Origin of the sequence: Vibrio nitrifigilis, assembly GCF_015686695.1 — a bacterium.
In the GTDB taxonomy this organism is placed as follows: Bacteria; Pseudomonadota; Gammaproteobacteria; order Enterobacterales; family Vibrionaceae; genus Vibrio; species Vibrio nitrifigilis.
In genome coordinates this window covers 1,140,489-1,159,870 of record NZ_JADPMR010000004.1, presented here as the reverse complement: position 1 = coordinate 1,159,870, position 19,382 = coordinate 1,140,489, and the positions used below count along the sequence as shown (strand labels likewise).

The 19,382-nt window shown below is 41.4% G+C and carries 14 protein-coding genes; 8 read left to right on the top strand and 6 right to left on the bottom strand.

The features are described from left to right. The first annotated feature begins 212 nt into the window (after positions 1-212). Both I1A42_RS21580 and galE read left to right on the top strand, forming a co-directional pair. Positions 213-1,655 carry an FAD-dependent oxidoreductase gene (locus tag I1A42_RS21580; RefSeq protein WP_196124938.1) on the top strand — a complete coding sequence of 481 codons (1,443 nt, stop codon included), beginning with the start codon at positions 213-215 and terminating at the stop codon, positions 1,653-1,655. 532 nt (positions 1,656-2,187) lie between these two features. Then, positions 2,188-3,204: a UDP-glucose 4-epimerase GalE gene (gene galE, locus I1A42_RS21575; protein WP_161157649.1), complete on the top strand. Its 1,017-nt coding sequence runs from the start codon at positions 2,188-2,190 to the stop codon at positions 3,202-3,204. A gap of 61 nt (positions 3,205-3,265) precedes the next feature. On the opposite strand, the gene I1A42_RS21570 is transcribed toward galE, so the two are convergent. Further along, complete coding sequence (locus I1A42_RS21570) at positions 3,266-3,901, bottom strand: hypothetical protein (protein WP_196124936.1); 636 nt, start codon at positions 3,899-3,901, stop codon at positions 3,266-3,268. 293 nt (positions 3,902-4,194) lie between these two features. On the opposite strand from I1A42_RS21570, the gene I1A42_RS21565 reads away from it, so the two are divergent. Next, positions 4,195-5,274 carry a glycerophosphodiester phosphodiesterase gene (locus I1A42_RS21565; protein WP_230389691.1) on the top strand — a complete coding sequence of 360 codons (1,080 nt, stop codon included), beginning with the start codon at positions 4,195-4,197 and terminating at the stop codon, positions 5,272-5,274. Between the two features lie 85 nt (positions 5,275-5,359). Here I1A42_RS21565 and I1A42_RS21560 read toward each other — a convergent pair whose 3' ends face one another. Next, positions 5,360-7,546, bottom strand: coding sequence for a TonB-dependent siderophore receptor (locus I1A42_RS21560; protein WP_196124933.1), 2,187 nt, complete (start codon positions 7,544-7,546; stop codon positions 5,360-5,362). 368 nt (positions 7,547-7,914) lie between these two features. Between I1A42_RS21560 and I1A42_RS21555 the strand changes: the two genes are divergently transcribed. Continuing rightward, entirely contained in the window at positions 7,915-8,805 is an 891-nt protein-coding gene (locus I1A42_RS21555) for a ShlB/FhaC/HecB family hemolysin secretion/activation protein (protein ID WP_196124931.1), read from the top strand. Positions 8,806-9,199: 394 nt separating this feature from the next. Here I1A42_RS21555 and I1A42_RS21550 read toward each other — a convergent pair whose 3' ends face one another. Continuing rightward, positions 9,200-10,189 carry a glycosyl transferase family 90 gene (locus I1A42_RS21550; protein ID WP_161157888.1) on the bottom strand — a complete coding sequence of 330 codons (990 nt, stop codon included), beginning with the start codon at positions 10,187-10,189 and terminating at the stop codon, positions 9,200-9,202. A gap of 411 nt (positions 10,190-10,600) precedes the next feature. Beyond that, entirely contained in the window at positions 10,601-11,806 is a 1,206-nt protein-coding gene (locus I1A42_RS21545) for an aromatic amino acid transport family protein (protein WP_161157887.1), read from the bottom strand. A 601-nt stretch (positions 11,807-12,407) separates the two neighbouring features. Here I1A42_RS21545 and I1A42_RS21540 point away from each other — a divergent pair. Both I1A42_RS21540 and I1A42_RS21535 read left to right on the top strand, forming a co-directional pair. Further along, positions 12,408-12,992 (top strand): acyl carrier protein phosphodiesterase, encoded by a 585-nt coding sequence (locus I1A42_RS21540; RefSeq protein ID WP_161157886.1) that lies wholly within the window; start codon positions 12,408-12,410, stop codon positions 12,990-12,992. 55 nt (positions 12,993-13,047) lie between these two features. Continuing rightward, positions 13,048-14,343 (top strand): DEAD/DEAH box helicase, encoded by a 1,296-nt coding sequence (locus I1A42_RS21535; RefSeq protein ID WP_196124929.1) that lies wholly within the window; start codon positions 13,048-13,050, stop codon positions 14,341-14,343. Between the two features lie 134 nt (positions 14,344-14,477). Here the strand turns inward: I1A42_RS21535 and I1A42_RS21530 are convergent, their stop codons facing one another. Then, the gene (locus I1A42_RS21530; protein ID WP_196124927.1) at positions 14,478-15,194 is read right to left on the bottom strand and encodes a TetR/AcrR family transcriptional regulator; all 717 of its coding nucleotides are present in this window, start codon (positions 15,192-15,194) and stop codon (positions 14,478-14,480) included. Positions 15,195-15,497: 303 nt separating this feature from the next. Further along, a complete protein-coding gene (locus tag I1A42_RS21525; protein WP_196124926.1) occupies positions 15,498-16,016 on the bottom strand; it encodes an NUDIX hydrolase in 519 nt (172 codons plus the stop codon). Between the two features lie 250 nt (positions 16,017-16,266). Between I1A42_RS21525 and I1A42_RS21520 the strand changes: the two genes are divergently transcribed. Both I1A42_RS21520 and viaA read left to right on the top strand, forming a co-directional pair. Beyond that, complete coding sequence (locus I1A42_RS21520) at positions 16,267-17,910, top strand: ATPase RavA domain-containing protein (protein WP_196124924.1); 1,644 nt, start codon at positions 16,267-16,269, stop codon at positions 17,908-17,910. 15 nt (positions 17,911-17,925) lie between these two features. Continuing rightward, complete coding sequence (gene viaA, locus I1A42_RS21515; RefSeq protein ID WP_161157881.1) at positions 17,926-19,371, top strand: ATPase RavA stimulator ViaA; 1,446 nt, start codon at positions 17,926-17,928, stop codon at positions 19,369-19,371. Positions 19,372-19,382 lie beyond the last annotated feature (11 nt).

Genomic DNA, 19,382 nt, shown 5'->3' with positions numbered 1-19,382 from the left:
AAGCTTTTTTTTTGCAAATTTTGCCTTGAAAATTTAGTATTCGTGTATATGCCTATGCATAAATTTCGTGCTGAAACTTGTTGCTTGAATTTGCTCACGCTTTCAGTAACAGTAAGCACTACGGAGTGTGAATAAAACCGCGTAAAAGTTGTGATTTTTTTCACTGTGAGCAAGGATTACAATAGCGGGAGATAATGATGAGTAGAGAGATAATGTCTAAAAAAAACCCGCAAGCCGTCAAACCTCTTATCGCTGTGATCGGTGGTGGAGTCGCTGGTGCTACCGCAGCAGTACACCTCGGAGAGCTTGGACAACAGGTATTACTGGTTGAAAAAGGACCAGGCTTAGTGAATGGCCCACCTATTTGTCATTTGCATGCTGGTGGCAACCTGTACCGGGAAATTTCTGAGCAGCAGTGTATTGAATTATTGAGTCAGTCTTTAGAAACCATTCGTCTGTATCCTCATACGCTAAACAAACGTCCTACTGTTATTGCTGTCCCGCATTCTGATCCTGGACAACCACAAGATATTGTTCCTCGCTTAGAGGTGATTCGTAGCGCTTATCAGCAACTGGTGGATGAGGATGCTCGGAATAAGTTGTTAGGGGAACCAGACCAGTATTTTTGTACCTATCAACGTGAAGAATTAGAAGCGATTGCAAATAAGATTCAGCCGATTAATCCACAGACACTGGAAGATTGGCTAATTCCTGTTGTGCAAAATGTGGATCTGGATGCAATAAAATACCCTCTAATCGCAGTGCAAGAGTATGGTTGGAGCGTTTTTCGTTTAGGTGCCAGTGCTGAATTAGCCCTAGACAGAATGCCAAATTGCGATGTTCGGTTGAGTACAACAGTCATTGATATGCAATATGTCGACGGTAAATGGTTGATCACCTTATTGAATCACAGTGGTGAAACTGTGGTGATCAGCGCTGACTATGTCATTAATGCGTGTGGTTACCAAACGGGGTCGATTGATGACATGGCCAAACATTATCGCCATCGTCTGGTGGAGTTTAAAGCCGCCTATGTGACTCATTGGCAAGATTGTTGCCAATCATGGCCTGAAGTGATTTTCCATGGTCCTCGAGGCACTCCTCAAGGCATGGCACAGTTAACACCGTATGCAGATGGTGTATTTCAGCTGCATGGCATGACGGAAGGTATCACGTTATTTAAAGATGGTTTGGTGTCCTCTGATTTACGCTCAGCTCAGCCTAAGCTACCAAGTTATCTAGCCGCTAAATTGAATCAGGGGTGGTCGTTAGATGCGCAAATAGAACGGACAGGCAGAGCCATAGATCATATGAGTCAGTTTGTGCCGTCATTTGTCACTGCCGATATTGCAGGTAAGCCATTATTTGGTGCTCAGCAAATACCCGGTGAAGATGCAACATTGCGAGCGGCGGATGTGAGTTTTGAAGATGATCACTATGCCCGGATCGAGATCGTAAAAGGTTCATCCGCATTAGAAGCAATACAAAAGATAGTCGCCACTTGGCAATTGGCTGATGTTGATCAGCATTCGATTGAACTTAATCATCCGATTAGTTTGTCACTGACCGCGCAGCAGGTGGAGGAAAAAGCACTGCAAATGGCGGATGACCGTGGTTATCCACAGGCATTGGCTAAAGTGCTGGGGATGCCTTGATACCCCAACAAAATGATATATACCCAAATGACCTCAAGATGCAGGATTCAGAGCTTCATAAACGAGCCTAGGTCAAGCTCAATCACGGCAAGAATGGTCATTCCCTTTTAACGTGATTGAGCGCAGAAATAGGTTTGTTGATGAGCTCCCAAAGGGCGAGTTGTATTCGCTCCTAGGCGGTGTTACTGATTTTCAACGTAGAATGACTATGTCTTCAAATCAGTGCCTTGCCTAAGAGCGAATACATTCTCGCTGAAACAGCATCTTGAGGTTACTTGGGTATAGCTGTGAGTATGAGTTAAGTTTGAAAAGCGCCATGAAATAGTGGCGCTTTTTGTTGCTACTAACCTGAATCTTGTTCCCATAATTGTGTTAGACCTATGTGAAGCTGTGACCTTCTGCTCAAGGAGAAAGTAATGGAATAGTGAATCAAGGTCAGTATCCTGTAAAAGTAACGGTAGGCATGACGTTAACCGCGTGATTTTCAAGATTTTAGTCGCTACAATCGACCTAACGTCAAAGGAGGCTAGGAATGAAGGTATTAGTAACCGGCGGTATGGGCTATATTGGCAGCCATACTTGTATTCAAATGATCTCAGCAGGTATGACGCCTGTGATCATCGATAACCTATATAACAGCAAACCGACGGTGTTAGATCGTATCGAAGCTGTTTCGGGGCAGCGCCCAGTCTTCGTTAATGGTGATGTTCGTGATAAAGCATTACTCGTTGATGTGATGACGTCTCATAAGGTCGATGCGGTGATTCACTTCGCTGGGTTAAAAGCGGTCGGTGAATCGGTGCAAAAGCCGCTGGAGTATTATGACAATAACGTGAATGGCACATTGGTTTTGGTTGATGCGATGCGCGAAGCGGGCGTTAAATCTATTGTATTTAGCTCTTCAGCAACCGTATATGGTGATCCCGCAAGTGTGCCAATTCGCGAAGATTTTCCAACGAGTGCAACCAACCCTTATGGTCGAAGCAAGTTGATGGTTGAAGAATGTCTGACTGATTTTCAAAAAGCGAATCCAGACTGGAGCATTACGTTACTGCGCTATTTCAATCCTGTTGGCTCACATCCGTCAGGCCAATTAGGCGAAGATCCGCAAGGGATTCCAAATAACTTGATGCCTTTTGTATCTCAAGTTGCCGTAGGTCGTCGCGAATTCTTATCCGTGTTCGGCTCTGATTATCCGACTAAAGATGGTACGGGTGTCCGTGATTATATCCATGTTATGGATTTAGCTGATGGTCATATTGCAGCACTAAAAAATGTTGGTACCAAAGACGGACTGCATATTTATAACCTAGGTACTGGTATTGGATATAGCGTGTTGGATATGGTGAAAGCATTTGAAAAAGCATGTGGTACAACCATTCCTTATAAATTAGTTGACCGTCGCCCTGGTGATATTGCTGAATGCTGGGCAGATCCTGCGAAGGCCAAACAAGACCTTGGGTGGACTGCAACGCGCTCTCTCGATGAAATGACTCAAGATACATGGCGTTGGCAATCGGAAAATCCACAAGGTTATCCTGAGGTATAAATAGTTAAAAAGAGCCGCATTTTACATGCGGCTCTTTTATAAATAAAAATGATAATATATTTTAATTTTCAATAGATTGAAATGAACTATTATAAGGTTCATTTATCTCATTTTTTACGAGCTCTTTATATAAATATATTGTGCTATAAACTATTAATGAATAACATAATAATTCAATGCTTTCTTCAGATATATTTTTTATTACACGAGCATAGCTTTCACTAGTTAGGCTAGACCACAACTCTTTCATACCATATAACCGTGAGAAAACGAGTAACATTAATGTTGATGTAATCACACCATTCATATGTTTAGTTTTAAGTATTGTAGCCATTTGTTCGATTGTATTCTTGCCACCTTTATAAGCCAATCTTATACCTATGGCAGTAACTAAAAGAGCGGGTACTTCCCAAGCACCATGGTAGATATAGTCAAGTGCTCCATCGTTTTCTCGGATGAAAAGCACAGTATAGAAAGCAGCAATAAGAAAAGCGGCGTGGCGCAGTTCTGGTTTTACTTTTCCTATTTTAATAAAACTATAGATGGTAATTCCTAGCATAATAAGCTGCATTGTTTCGGTGACAGATTCTTCACCCATGTTATTGTGAAAATATAAAATATCTAGTTGGATACATCCGATGACTAGCAAAAACATCCCAATTGTACATAGTGCATTGATTAAAGCTTTATTTATCATAAGTATACTGTTAATAAAATGAGTAAGTTATATATTTTTAATAGAAGTGTTATATTAATTTAAAGGCGTATTTATAGTAACGCAGTGATGAGTGTATTCTTTCGTATTTATATATAAGTGTCAAACTTTAAAAAACATTGTTCATTATAATTTTATAATTTTATGCTTTTTTATATTTTTATCTTTATCGAATATTAAACTTCTTGCATCAAATTTTTGATTATGTTTTTTTGATTTTATTTGATAGTGATGATTTGTTACAGTAATAATTCACATAAAACAAGGAGATAGTTTTGCTAATAAATGATAAAAAACCTCAATATTTATGGAAATTTCTTGCTCTAACTATTCTAACTATTGTACCACTTTCGACTGTTTGGGCTTTCGATATTCCTGAACATGCGATCATTGCTCACCGAGGAGACTCATATGACGCTCCTGAATCAACGTTACCCGCTTATAAACTCGCTTGTGAAATTGGGGCTGATTATTTAGAGCTCGATTTGCAACGCACGAAAGATGGTAAACTAATCGCTCTGCATGATAACAATCTCAAACGTACCACCAACATTGAGAAGGTGTTCCCTAAACGAGCAAACGAGCCTGTCAGCCACTTTACTTGGCAAGAGTTACAGCGACTCGATGCGGGTAGTTGGTTCAATCACCGTTATCCGACAAGAGCACGATCCAGCTTTAAAGGTTTATCTATCGTAACTCTGAAGCAAGTGAGCGATATTGCTCATGCATGCTCTCATCCTGTAGGCCTCTATATAGAAACGAAAGTACCTAAACTTTTTCCGGGTATAGAAAAAGATTTAGCTAATTTTCTTAAGCGTGAGCACTGGCTGGATAAGAAGCATGACGGAAAAATCATTTTGCAAACATTTGAGAAACCCAGTTTAGTTGCCTTGCAAAAGGTGATGCCGGATGTGCCTAAAATTTTATTATTATGGACAGGAGATGGGTATATTGATGCTGCTCCCGGGCAAAAGAAAGCGGCGGATGAGTCCTATGCTGACTATTACGCGCATGTAAAAGTTGCATCTAAACAAGCATTCGAAAAATGGTTAGATTTTGCCAAAGAACATGGGGCGATTGGTGTTGGGCCATCAACCGTTCAAACTCATCACCAAGGACGTTTTTCTAGTCAATTTAGTTACATGGATTTGGCTGAACCGTGGATGGTAAAAATGAGTCACGCTAAAGGCTTGTTGGTACATGCTTATACTGTTGATCAGAAAGTAGACTTCGAACGCTATGTTAAGTCTGGTGTCGATGGATTCTTTACCAACCGGACGGAGCTCGCCGCTCAAGTTCTACGAAATAAACCAGCGGTAGATATTGATGCTGAACTGACGTCTTTGGGCTATTAGAGTTATAAGTGAAAGTCACCATTAGATGATAGTAATAAGAAAGGCCAGCTCTGTGAGCTGGCCTTTCTGTATCGTTAAAGTTCGGTTACATTGCGCCGAATGCCATACTAACATTTAATGTCGCATTAAATGGTTGGCCCACCGCAACGGAATACGCTGAATTACCAATCGATGACGTGTAATAGGTTTTGTCGAAGATGTTATTCAAATTCAACTGCACCTTAATTGGGTTACTGGTTTCAAATGTATACGCGGCAAATAGATCGGCAATCGCATACTCAGGCAAGTAGAATGAGTTATCGTTATCGCCAGCGCGTTTACTAGCGCCGTGTACACCGCCACCGTAACGTAGGTTGTCGTTATCTTGGAACAAGTTGCCCTGATCGTAAGATAAGAAGATAGAAGCGGTATGCTTCGCTACGTTAGGTAATGCTTTACCTTCATAACTCGGATCTTCAAGCACTTTTGTGTCCGTGAACGCATAGCTACCAATGGCTTGTAGGCGGTCAGTAACCTGCGCTGTCATATCGAATTCGATACCTTGTGCTCTAACTAGGCCAGCCGTTTTGTAAACTTTTTCGCCATCAACTGTCTCTGAATAGGCCACGTTTTTCTTACGCGCGTAATAAGCAGCCAATGTGGCATTAAAGCGTTCATTGACATCAAACTTGCTGCCTAACTCATAAGAAATGCCTTGTTCTGGATCTAAGTTACCATAAGCGCTGGTCATGGAACTGTTTGGTCGGAAAGTCTTACCAACGTTAGTATAGAAAGAGATCATCGGGCTTACTTTCCATACTAAACCAGCGTTTGGTAGTAGCGCGTCTCCATCGGTTTTGGTGTTTTCTGTGTCACCTCGGCCTGCTTTAATATCAAAGTATTGATAACGTAGACCACCAACAACAATCCATTCATCATTGAGATGTAATTGGTCTTGCGCATAAATTGATGCGGTATTTATAGTCTCATATTCCTCTTTGTTTTTAGAGGAATCGTAATCCACTTGGTCGATATTGCCGTATTCAATATCATCAATTGTCATGCTGGTATTTTTACTGCCTTTTTGCAATTTAGCGCGACGAGTTTTTTCATTATCGTATGACAATCCAAATAAGACATCACTGCGTTTAGAGAAAGTATCTACGGTACCAGTCACATCTGTGCGTACAGCATGAATCTTACGCTTGTAATAACCACGGGTGTCTGCTCGGCGAGTAATAACCCCAGTTTCGGAGTTATAACCTAAGGTTCGAACTTGGTCAGCTTTAAAATCATCTTGTGAATAGGCATAGCGTGCATCAAGATTCCAACCATTGATTAATTCTTGGTTTAAAGAAATTTTGGCCATGTCTGAGTCACCTTCAATTTTAGAGAAGGGTTCGTCAAGGCGGGTGCGGCGGCTCACATCAACAAACTTATTATTATCGGTATCGTAGATGGTGCCACGATCATAGGGAATCAAATAATGTTGATGTAGGTAAGACAGTACTAATTCTGTTGATTCATCGCTCCACATCAGTGATGGTGCGACTGTCCAGTTACGATTGGTGCCAAAGTTACGCCAATAGTCGCTATCTTCATATTCACCGATGAAACGATAAGATAGGTTGGTATCCTTAATCCCGTCGGTAATATCCATACCATAAGTTTGTCCGTAACGACCAGCTCCCATTGCCGACAATTTAGACCAAACTTTAGCGCCAAATTCAGTTTGAGGTTTCTTTGTCACCACATTGACCATACCACTAGGGTCAAGCACGCCATACAAAGTACTGGATGGACCTTTCAACACTTCGATCTTATCTGTGGTCACGTTAAAAGAGTGCGGTAGAGCCGTTTTTAGCCCATCAGTAAGTAAAGAACCATCACGTGTTGAACCAAAGCCACGGCGAATAATGGCATCCTCTTTACCACCAATATTATTGGCTTGGGTGACACCACTCACATTGGTTAAGGCGTGAATGAGTGAATCACTGCCTTGGTCTTGTAGAACTTGAGAGCTGACTGTCGTAACCGCTTTGGGAACATCCATAACAGAGACATTATTACGTGTCGCGACTGAACTTGTGGGCACTGTATAGTGACCTTTAGTTTGCTTCCCTTGAACAACAACAGTATCAATCGATTTCTCAGAACGATTGTTCTGTGATGTCTCTGTGTTTGCTGCAAATGCAGAGGAGGCGAATAGTGCCAAATAAAGAGGGGATAGCCCAAAAGATCGTGAAATGATTCGTCTGCTATCAAATGGTAATTTAAGATCGTAGTTATTCATTATTATGCAAATTGATGTTTATTTATGGGGTTTGTGTGAAATATGTCAGAAATATGCAAATCAGGTTTTCTCATATATTAAATATAAATACAAATGATTTTCATTAATAAGGTGGGATTTATCGTTTTATGGACAAATTATCGGCAAAGATAACCGAGTAACGCTAAGTGATGACAGTTAATACTAATTAGGTGTTTTGTGTGATTTACATCACGTTGGATTTGAAGCTAAAAGTAATCAGTCTAAAAAATGATCAATAATCAGCCATTGCTAATTTACGGAGTGATAAGACGGTGTTGGTGGGCTCATTTTTATGTAGAACAAAAACAGTATTCTTGTTGGGAACCTTATTTCTAACACGTGCTGCTATGGCGGATCCAGCCAACCTACAATGCCCAACATTTTGGAATGTGTCTTTGCTCTCTTCTCAAACGTTACAATCAGTTGAAAATCCGCATTCTTTGGTTTCTCAGCAGTGCGTTGACTTAGTCTTTGGAGCTGAACTACAGCTTTTAGAACATGACGTCGTCTCAAATCGCATTCAAATTGGCCCGACATTACCTGTTATGCAGCGTTTTCCTGCGCTTGGAGATGTCAGTTTATATGTTGGTCAAACGGTAACGACACAAAAATGGGGTGAAAATCGCACCAAAACCATCACTAAAACATCTGCCGATTTGAGTGTCTCGGTTGAGTATAGTGCTAAAGTATTTGATTCTTACTTAACGGTTACACCGAAGGTGAGCCGTGGGGCGCAATGGTTTGATGATCCCGTGATTAGTGATCGCACTGCCCTTTATTCAACGCCAATAGATAAAGAAGAAGTCACGCTCAATTACGATTATCCACTGTCGACAGACATCAATTATTCGACCCATGTTTATGCGATTTGGAGCTCTGATGAGATCAATCCAGTGAAAGGCGTGAGTGTTAATAACAGTTATACGGTTAGTGGGTTTGAGTTTGTTCATGCATCCAGTAATGAAGGGTACTTCTGGCGGAACAATTTGGCGTTCGATGTCGGTAAATTGGCCAGAAGTAATATTGTTCGCGCTGCATTATCACTTGATATGGGCCAGGTGGGTGAAAATAAAATATACTCTTTAGCCAATGAAACCGTAGTCGGTGCGGCAGTTCGCTTAGGGTTGTACGACAAAGATTACTTTACTGTTTTATCGGTAGGTGTTCCTGTTGATCATCCACAACATTATTATTCTGATAATTACACACTCATGTATTGGTTGAGCTTTAGCTTGTAGTTCACTTTTCGATAACTTGTTCTGGTGAAAGGAGGGAATAAGACTGTCGTTGAGAGAGGAGTTGCCTAAACTTATTAATAATATACCCAAGTAACCTCAAGATGCTGTTTCAGCGAGAATGTATTCGCTCTTAGGCAAGGCACTGATTTGAGGACATAGTCATTCTACGTTGAAAATTAGTAACACAGCCTAGGAGCGAATACAACTCGCCCTTTGGGAGCTCATCAACAAACCTATTTCTGCGCTCAATCACCTTGAAAGGGAATGGCCATTCCTGCCGTGATTGAGCTTGACCTAGGCTCGTTGATGAAGCTCTGAATCCTGCATCTCGAGGTCATTTGGGTATAAGGCCTCATAGGATGTGTGAGGCCTTGTTGATTTGCGGCGGGACTTTTTATGCTCGTCGGGAAATAGGGGATAACCCTAGTAATGCAGAAAGTTTCGTCTCTTCTTTAGATGGTCGTTCCTGCGATTGATTGAAGTATTGATCTGCGACTAGGTAGCTAATTAATCGTTCGCGTCGCTGATCTTTAAATTGTTCTACCCACTGATTCGCGTTAGCGATAATGGCTTCGGCTTGTTCTGGGTGAGCAGTGTAGTAGTCCATTTTTTCTATCAAATCTGAAAAATCATCATTAATTTCAACGTAATGAACTCCGGGAATGAGTTTTCCTTCCATAAACCATGTTTCATAACGTAATTTAGGCGTGAATACCAAAGAGTTCGAAGACATGATCCACTTTAGATTCGTTGCGACATCTTTGCCTTCTAAGCTCAATATAAACTTATATTTTAGCTGTTCTTCAATACTCATTTTAGGCAGCACATACTGAAGTTGGTCTGCATCTTCACGATCAGTTCGGCCAAAATTACAGCGGGGGTGGGAGAAATAACGTTTTAATAGATTACGGCGGTTAGCTCTAAAACCGCTGCCACGCCACACGGCCATATCACTCTTTTCCCTGTATGACAGGGTGTCATTGACGAAACGATAGTGTCTAATTTCATTTAGTTTGAGTAGCACCGAGTTATCATTATCACCGGCGATAGGGCGACTTTTAACGAAAGTGGGCTCTTTAGGCACATCGACGACATCACCATGAATAAAATTAAATTTCAGCTCTGGCTCAAATCCCTTAATGACTTTAAGCATATCGAAGTAGTAAGTACTTCCGCAGTGTTTACGAAACGATTGTATCTGGTGATTTTGCTGATTAAGTGTATATGGCTTACTTATTTTATTGTAATAAGAGACGCGGTCTTGCAAAGCACTGAGTTCTTCTTTGGCTGTTGTTGCAAGACGAAAAGAGACGATTTGACGAACGAGACTACTTGGTAGTTGGCTAAACAGCGCACTGCTGAGGTAATAGTTAAATTTTCGCATAGCTAACACCTTTAGCTGAAAAATTTTTGAATAGATAACCCAACATTGTTGTTGATATGAATGCGAACTAGAAACTGGCAACGTTGATTTTTTATTGTGGTTGTCTCGTCATTCATCACTGATAGTAAACCGTAAGAAGATGACAAATTGATTGCGGTGCCAATGATGTTTCTATATTTGTTAGCGGCGTTAAGAGTAAGAAATTGAGTGGTTAGTTCTATTTTTATGTCTGATAGGTGATATGGATATCAAAATTGAAAACTAACAGGAGGATATTTGTAACAGTTAGTAAAATTTGTCGTGTTAAATTTACAAAACTAGGCTTTATTCCTTGATATATAAGGAATTATTGATGTAATAAAAAAGGCGAGCTTGATAGCTCGCCTGACGGATTTTACTAAGAAATAGAATCTATCCTAATGCTGGAAGTAAACCTAATGAAATGAGAATCTGGATTGAAATGATTGCAATCCCAACCACTCCCGTAATGATCAATGCAGGAGTACCACCTTTCACTTGATAACGTGTACCAGAGTTTGCCTGCTGTCTCACTTTTACGACCATGAATATCGGGAGGAATATAGCCAATACAGCCAATGCAATGGCAGCATATCCCAGTGCCATGATAAACCCTTGCGGATAGAAAAGCGCAAACACTAGCGGTGGTAAAAATGTGATGACTGATGCAATAGGGCGGTTTATTGTGCCTGTTGATTTACGTAGAGTGTCCCCCAAAAATTCAAATAAGCCTAAACTCACACCTAAAAAGGACGTTAAAAGGGCAAGATCAGCAAATATTCCAATGATTTTACTTAAATTGGAGTGATGGACTTTTACTGCTAAATGACCGATTAAAGCGGTTAAACCTGAATTTTGAACTAACTCCGTTTGACTGATGACGCCAAGTGTTACTAACTGCCAGAATACGTAGATGATCAGTGGAATCGCTGAGCCAATAATGATCGCTTTACGCAGTGCCTTTGTATCACCATCAAGGTAATTAACGATTGCTGGAATACTGCCGTGGAAACCGAAAGAAGTAAAAATCACAGGAATAGCCGCAATAATTAATCCTTGCTTTAGTGGCATACTGAGTAGGTATGACTCAGTAACGTTAGGTGCTAGAAAAAATAGCACTAAAAGCATGGCGATAATCTTACCCGTAAATAAAATCCGGTTAACCCTGTCGACACTACTCGTGCCGATAGTCACAACGGCTGCAACAAGGACGGTAAATAAAATCGTTCCCATCGATGTTGGCAAAGAAATGTCGGTAAAATCTTTAATACGATGCGTGAATTGAGAGCCCCCTCCAGCGATATAAGCAGAGCAGAGTGAGTAGAATAAGAATAGCATCGCAAATGCGGCTACCCATTTACCTTTGTCACCTAAAATGTGTTTAGCCAGAGTATGTAATGTCGCTTTGCTATCTGCGTATTGGTGTACTTCGACCATGAGTAACGCAGTAAAAGACATTAATAGCCAAAGAGCGACCATAATAAGTAATGAAGTTGAAAAACCGATTCCTGCAGAGGCAAGAGGTAGAGCTAACATTCCTGCACCAATTGTGGTGCCTGCAATGATCAAAGTACTACCTAAAAGCTTTGATTTAATCATATTGTAAACTTTTTTTTACGAATTGTTCTGTTTGCTTGAGTGTTTTGTTCGATATTGAGGCGTTTGTATAATAAATATCGCCTGAACATTGCCATTTTCTAAGAGAAAATGACTATAGTCAACTCATTTGTACGTTATTGATGTTGTTTGTGTATATTTTAATGTACACGTGGCGTGTTTATTAACGTTAAGTGACAATGCAGTATTAAATGTGCTAAACCATAACTCTCAGTTTTGTTATAAATAGATACTTCCATGTCGTGATAATGTGGATGCTGACTGCGTTGGCTGTCACAGTACTGACACAAAACTGCGATAAAAAGGACACAACGACGTTACAATCGTTGCACTATCAGCAAGCTCTTGATTTTTTCCCTATTGGAACCATATACAGAGCAGCTAGGTAATTATGATAAAAAGGAGGTCGACAATGAGTGACCAAGTAATCAAAGCACAAGAAGACAGTTTAGAGCTACTTGATGCAATGGAAATCGGATTTGAACTTACCGAATACCAAGAGGCTGAAGATAAAGAAGCGACAGTTTAAGCTGTCATAACAGAGAAGCCAGCGCGGGTCGCTGGCTTTAGTATTTTATTTAGTATGAATTATCTTGCTCACCTCCATATCGCTGAACATTGTCAAAGCAACTTATTAGGAAATTTGCTTGGGGATTTTGTTAAAGGTAATGTTCAGCATCAGTATTCTGAATCCATCGTCTTAGGGATACAGCTACACCGTAGGGTTGACGCCTACACCGACTCACATCATTTGTGCCGACACGCAAAGCAACTCTTTCCCGCGCATTTACGGCGTTTTGCTCCTATTGCTCTTGATATGTTTTGGGATCACTGTTTAGCAAGTGGATGGGAGCACTATCACGCATTATCGTTACATTCATTTATTAATCATGCTGAACAAATGATCAAAAATGAATATCCAGATAATTTGCCAACGTCCTTTATTCATGTGACTCATAAAATGTGGTCTGGAGGCTGGTTAAGTTCTTATCAAGAATTAGATAATGTGCAGTTTGCTTTGCAACGTATTGCTCAGCGGAGAGAACGGATCAAGCCATTAGCGCATTGCAACGAGACGCTAGAAAACCATTATGACGAACTTCATGCCATCTTTCGGCAATTTTATCCTGAACTTTTGAATGCAGCAGCGAAGTCGGCCAAGGTCTGATATAATCCGGCTCCTTTTTGCTTACGATTAAATTTTAAGGTGATAGGTCGTCGTTATGTCTAATCAATCTTCGTCTGATAATACGCCCACTGCAAATGTTTCATTTACTGATCTGGCTATCGATTCAACTTTGGCTCGTCGATTAGAAACGCTAGGGATTGTTAATCCGACACCTATCCAACAACAAGCAATACCGCATGTTCTCGCTGGTAAAGATGTGTTGGCTGGTGCTCAAACGGGCACAGGGAAAACGGCTGCTTATGGTGTGCCGCTTATTCAGCATTTGTTACAAAACCCAATCGATGCTCAACAAAAGCAGGGAACAATCCGCAGCCTTATACTCGTGCCGACTCGCGAATTAGCCCAGCAAGTATTAGAAAGTTTACAGTTATACGCTGCTGAGACAGATCTGACGATAGTCGCCGTTTATGGTGGAACGAGTATGAAAGTGCAAGTTAACAAGTTGGCGGACGGGGCGGATATCTTGATTGCGACGCCTGGTCGATTGCTCGATCACGCACATGTGAAAACATTTACACTCGCTAAAGTGCAAACTCTCGTATTAGATGAAGCCGACCGTATGCTGGATATGGGATTTATGCCTGATATCCAAAGAGTACTTAAACGCGTTCCTAAGCAGCGTCAAACACTGTTCTTTTCTGCAACATTCACGGCAAAAATAAAATCAACGGCCTATCGTTTACTGAATGACCCTGAAGAAGTGCAGGTCACCCCACGTAATTCAACGGCTGATACTGTGCAACAAATGGTTTATCCAGTTGATAAAAAGCGTAAACGTGAATTACTTGCGTATTTGATTGGTTCTCGTAACTGGCAGCAAGTACTGGTGTTTGTTCGAACCAAGCAGGGTAGCGATGCTTTGGTAAAAGAGTTAAAGCTCGATGGTATCAAAGCGGTATCTATCAATGGTGATAAAAGCCAAGGGGCGCGTCAAAAAGCGCTCAATGACTTTAAAGAGGGTAAAGTTAGAGCATTGATTGCAACGGATGTTGCTGCCCGAGGATTGGATATTGAACAGTTAGCTCAAGTCATCAACTATGATATGCCATTTAAAGCGGAAGACTACGTGCACCGAATTGGTCGCACAGGTCGTGCAGGTCAGCAAGGCCTAGCGGTATCGCTATTGAGCCGTGATGAAGAACCAATATTACAAGCGATTGAGCGGTTGCTGGATCAACGTTTACCACAAGAGTGGTTAGCGGGTTTTGAACCTTCGCTGGCAGCAGATATAGATTCAGAGGGGAACTCACGGCGTAAAAGTCGTTCGTCTGAGAAGAGAAAGCTCAAAGCCCAACTAAAAATTCATTCAGGACGCGGTAAGCGTCGTTAACTACCGATAGCCAAATGAGCCAAGATGTAGGATTGCAAGCTGTATCAATCAGTTTGTGACGATCCTAAAGCAATGGCTATGTCCTTTAAACGTTATATCTCAAGGGAGCAGATGAGGCTCCCTTACTGTATTTGTTAACAGAAACCTTTCCAATCGTTATGAGATTCGTATACAAGGTCGGCTACTGACGTCGGCTTTAATATGTACTGCGGTTCAACGTGGTACTTTTCTATCAATGATTGATTAAACATGTTCAAGTGTTTTAGTAAGATTTCATCAAGATTTTTAGCGTCTGGCCATGTGCCACATAAAAATGGAGTGAGACTTGCGGCGCTATGGGCATACATCATCAATTCCCATTTCACTTCCCATATATTAAGGCGCTTAGAAGGAAACTGTTTATGATAGTCATCAGCGAGCGTTTCCATCAAAGTTTCAATTTCGCCAGTGCGTCCTATGTAATAGTCAAATAGCGAATTGTCTTGGCGAACAGAATCAGCAATCAATTGGATAGGTTGACGATTCATTAAGCTGTGTGCAAGTAAGCGAAGCGTGAACTCATAAATGATGATATTCGCAGGTGCGGAATCTGAAATCTGCTCAATGACGTGTTTCATATATTCACTCATATAAGCATTTAATCCATCACTTATTGCGTGCCATATTTTTTCTTTGCTGCCGAAATGATGGCGTAATAAGCTGTGGGAAACTCCAGCTTGATCGCTGATTTGCCGTAGTGATACGCGGGCATAGCCCATTTCACAAAATAGGTCTGCTGCCACTGAAAGGATATGAAAACGTGTTTTTGCGGCGTCTTCTGCGCTGCGGCGGCCTTGGCGTTTTTCTGTCATGGTCGGACTAAACTATTACTCATTAATGATAAGAAAACATAGTGAATGATCTTTGCGTCAAACGTGTTTAATTCTTGGAAGCAAACGATTACCTATGTACGTAAATGGCATTAGGGCAGTTTACCAACGCCCTAATATCGCAAAATTGGGAAAACATGTCTTATCAGATGGGATACAGCGGCTACACCACGGTATCCTTGGGTTTTGTTCGAATTTGTCGCCGATAGCATAGAATGATACCGACAGGTGTAATGAAATCATATGTGTATTTGAAGTGTGATTTACTTTACGAATCTTTACGCTTTACAGATACCCAGCGAGTTTGGCTTTGTATAAACAAGCGACAGTCTTTGAGTCGCTGATTTCGCCGTTCGCGATCATGGTTTCAAGCTCTTGCAAAGAGTAGGTTTGTACCTCAATGATTTCATCGTCATCGCATTCTAAGCGTTGAGTGAGGTGAAGCCCCGTCGCTATATAAAGGTGTTGTTTTTCGTTACACATACCTGCCATTGGGATCAGTTGCCCTAAAGATTGGAAAGTGTCAGCACTGTAGCCGGTTTCTTCTTCCAATTCTCGCTGTGTGCACGTTAGCGGATCTTCACCAAGCTCCATCGTTCCCGCTGGTACTTCAATCGTCCATGCTTTTACTGAAGGGCGATATTGATTGACCATGATGACACGCTTCTCTTGAGTAATGGGAATGATCACTGCAGCGCCAGGGTGTTCAATCGTCGTATGAATGATGGTCTTACCGTTGGGTAATGTTATATCTTGTTCAGTAAGAGCGATGGTTTTTTTCCATTGATGAATGAGTCTGTTCATAGTGATGTGCTTAATATTTTCGCTAAATTTTATCTACCATAGCGCAAATTGTATGCTCAACCCAGATAGATTTGGCGTTTTGGTTAATCTAAGGTTGCTATTATTGTGATATTTGCGAACAATATTAATAACAAATAATTTATGAAAATGGTCATTTGGTGACGAATTAACCCTAAAGTGGGTAAAAAATGTATAAATCCTCGCAACCAATGACTAAGAGAAAGTAATTTCGCTAGCTAAGGAGCTCAAAATGAACTCATCTATGCAGGCTTCACATGCCAGTAAAGCCTTGTTGTCTGAACGAATTAATAAGCTAGCTAAAGCTTTGTGTGAAGGTGTCTACGAGCGTGAAAGTACAATCAAGCTATGTTTACTGGCAGCATTAAGTGGCGAGAGTGTGTTTTTGCTAGGTCCTCCCGGAATAGCGAAAAGCTTGATCGCGAAAAGACTGATCCAGGCCTTTTCAAACAGCAGTTATTTTGAGTACTTAATGACGCGTTTTTCTACGCCAGAAGAAGTTTTTGGTCCACTCAGTATTCAAGAGCTGAAAGATAATGGCCGCTATGTGCGTTTAACGGATGGCTATTTACCGAGTGCTCAGGTGGTATTTCTTGATGAGATTTGGAAAGCGGGTCCAGCCATCTTGAATACATTACTGACTGTGGTGAATGAGAAAACGTTTAAAAATGGCAGTGATGTTGAAAAAGTGCCGATGCGCCTTCTTATCTCAGCATCCAATGAACTACCGGAAGAAGATAGCGGGTTAGATGCTCTCTATGATCGTATGCTCGTTCGGGTGTTTGTTAATCGAATTCAGGACAAGCAAAACTTCAAATCGATGCTCACAGTCGGTACGACTCAAGAAGCACAAGTTCCAGCAGAACTTGCAATATCGGATGACGAATATTTCACTTGGCAACAAGAATTACAGAACCTTGCCATTAGCGATGATGTGTTCGATAAACTCTATCGTTTGAAGACGGCATTAGAAACACAAGAAGAGCGTTTACCTGAGTTGTATGTGTCGGACCGTCGCTGGAAAAAAGCCGTTAAATTGCTAAAAGCCAGTGCGTATTTTAATGGTCGAGATGAAATTAATCCGCTCGATCTTTTACTGTTAGAACATTGTTTGTGGAGTTCTCCAGACTCTCGAGAAATTGTGCAAAATACGTTGCAGAAATTTGCAACGGAAGAGGCATTTGATCAACAGCGTGTTGCCCAAAGTTTTGCATCGGTAACCCAAACATTAGAATCAGTACAACAGGAGTTGGAAGATAATCTTGCGATAGTTTTGTCTTTGGAAACCGCATCGGGAATCCGTAAAAAGCAGGTTTATCACTATGATTTCAGTCGTGCGAAACATTATCAAGTTGGCAGTTCACAACCATTAATTAAATTGGTGATGCTGCAGAGTAATTTGTCGGTTTCGGAATCTGAAAAAGGCGATAGTCGCTGGGTTTATGTTGTACAATCCGATTTGGAAAAACTGTTCCGAGAAGGGCATGGCGATGTGTACGGTTATGTGAATCAAAATCCCAAGTTATGTCGGTTACATTTTGAATTGGATACGGATGAGCGCTTAATCATAAAAGACATTGCGAATCGTTCCGTCCTGACGGCGTTGGCAACAGATGACGCGTTAGACGTCACTACCTACCATGTTTGGCTTGATAAAGTGGCTCAGGCGGAAGTGTTACTTAACAGCACTGAGCAAGATCTACGACGAATTCGTAGCCAGTTTCATGCTGCGTTGCCGCATAATTTTGTGGATCCTTCCATCCCAACGTCGATAGAAGCTAATATTCAGCAACTGGTTGAGTCTCTAGAAACTCTTCAAGAGCGTTACGATAAATATCAATTGCGCCTTAACCAACTTGAACAGGTTTTTAGTTAAGTGGATGTGAGATAGATGCTTGGTGCCGACGGATTAAACTTAGCCATGATGATTGCTGATTCTGGCATTATCGATGCCGCAGTGAATGATCTCATGGGACGTTCGCAGGTGATGATGATGGCGGAACATCGGGGCGTGGGAACCTCGATGAAAAAGCATCTTCTAAAATGGCGTAGTAACGCGCGTGAACGACTCACTCGAGTCTGTGAAACAGAACGTTTTCAACAGGAAATTGCGCTTTACCAAGAAGTGATTCATTGGGATGAAAGTCAGTTTTTTGTGCAACTGCCTGAGCTGATGCGTCAGTTAGAAAGGGATTCGGTGTATTACCGAAAAGCAAAAAAACTGGTAGAGCGTAACCATGGGGAAAATAATCCAGTATTTGCCCATTTTTTCTGTGACCAATGGTATCAATCGCTATCCGATTCCATTCGTCAAGCACAAGTTCTTGAGCTGGAAGAAAACAAAGAAAAATTGCTCGCTGATCTGTATCAGCGTATGGAAACCCTACGTGATATGAACAATGTCACCGAGCAAGGTGATGTTAAGGGACTGGGGCGGTTATGGGATATGGCTGGTGCTAAGCTCAGCCGCAGTGATGTTTCAGCGATGAAGTCACAAGCGCAATTTTTGCGCAAAAATCCCAAGCTGTTGGATATGGCTGAAAAGCTTGGCCGAATGGCGAGTGACGTCGATGATCCTAGTTTAAATAAAGCGCCCGCAGAAGAACCTGAAATGGTCGAAGAAAAGTCGGATATGGCCGTTGACGATATTGTTGGCGTTCATGAAGATGATGACCTCAATAAGTTACTACCTAACGAAACATTATTTCTTGCTTATCCTGAACTTGAAGTTGTGTTCTATAAACGTTTTGCTGATAAGCGGTTAATGAATTACCGCACCAGTGGTAAAACGCGCACGTTACGTAAAGTAAAAACGCACCGACCCGAGCACCGCCAAGCCGATATTGAGAAAGGGCCCTTTATTATTTGTGTCGATGCCTCTGGCTCCATGAGTGGTTTTCCCGAACAATGTGCCAAGGCAATGGCTTATGCGTTAATGCAAATAGCGCTTGAAGAGGATCGAGACTGTTATGTGATGTTATTTTCAACTGAGCATATTATGTATGAGCTGACACACAAGCAGGGGTTAAGAGAAGCAAGCGATTTTCTCAGTTATACCTTCCATGGTGGCACCGATTTCGAACCTGTTATTTTTAAAGCGATAGAGCTAATGCAAGGTAAGCGTTATCGTAATGCTGATCTATTGATCGTTTCTGACTTTATTGCTCCGAAGCAGAGTGAAGAACTTGCCCATCAGGTCACCGAACTTAAAAAGAAACATAACCGCCTTCATGCCATTTGTTTATCCAAATATGGCAACCCAGAATTAGTTGGGATGTTTGATCACTGCTGGCACTACCACCCGAACTTAATGGGACGACTATTTAAGCGTCGCTAAGGGAGCAGTAT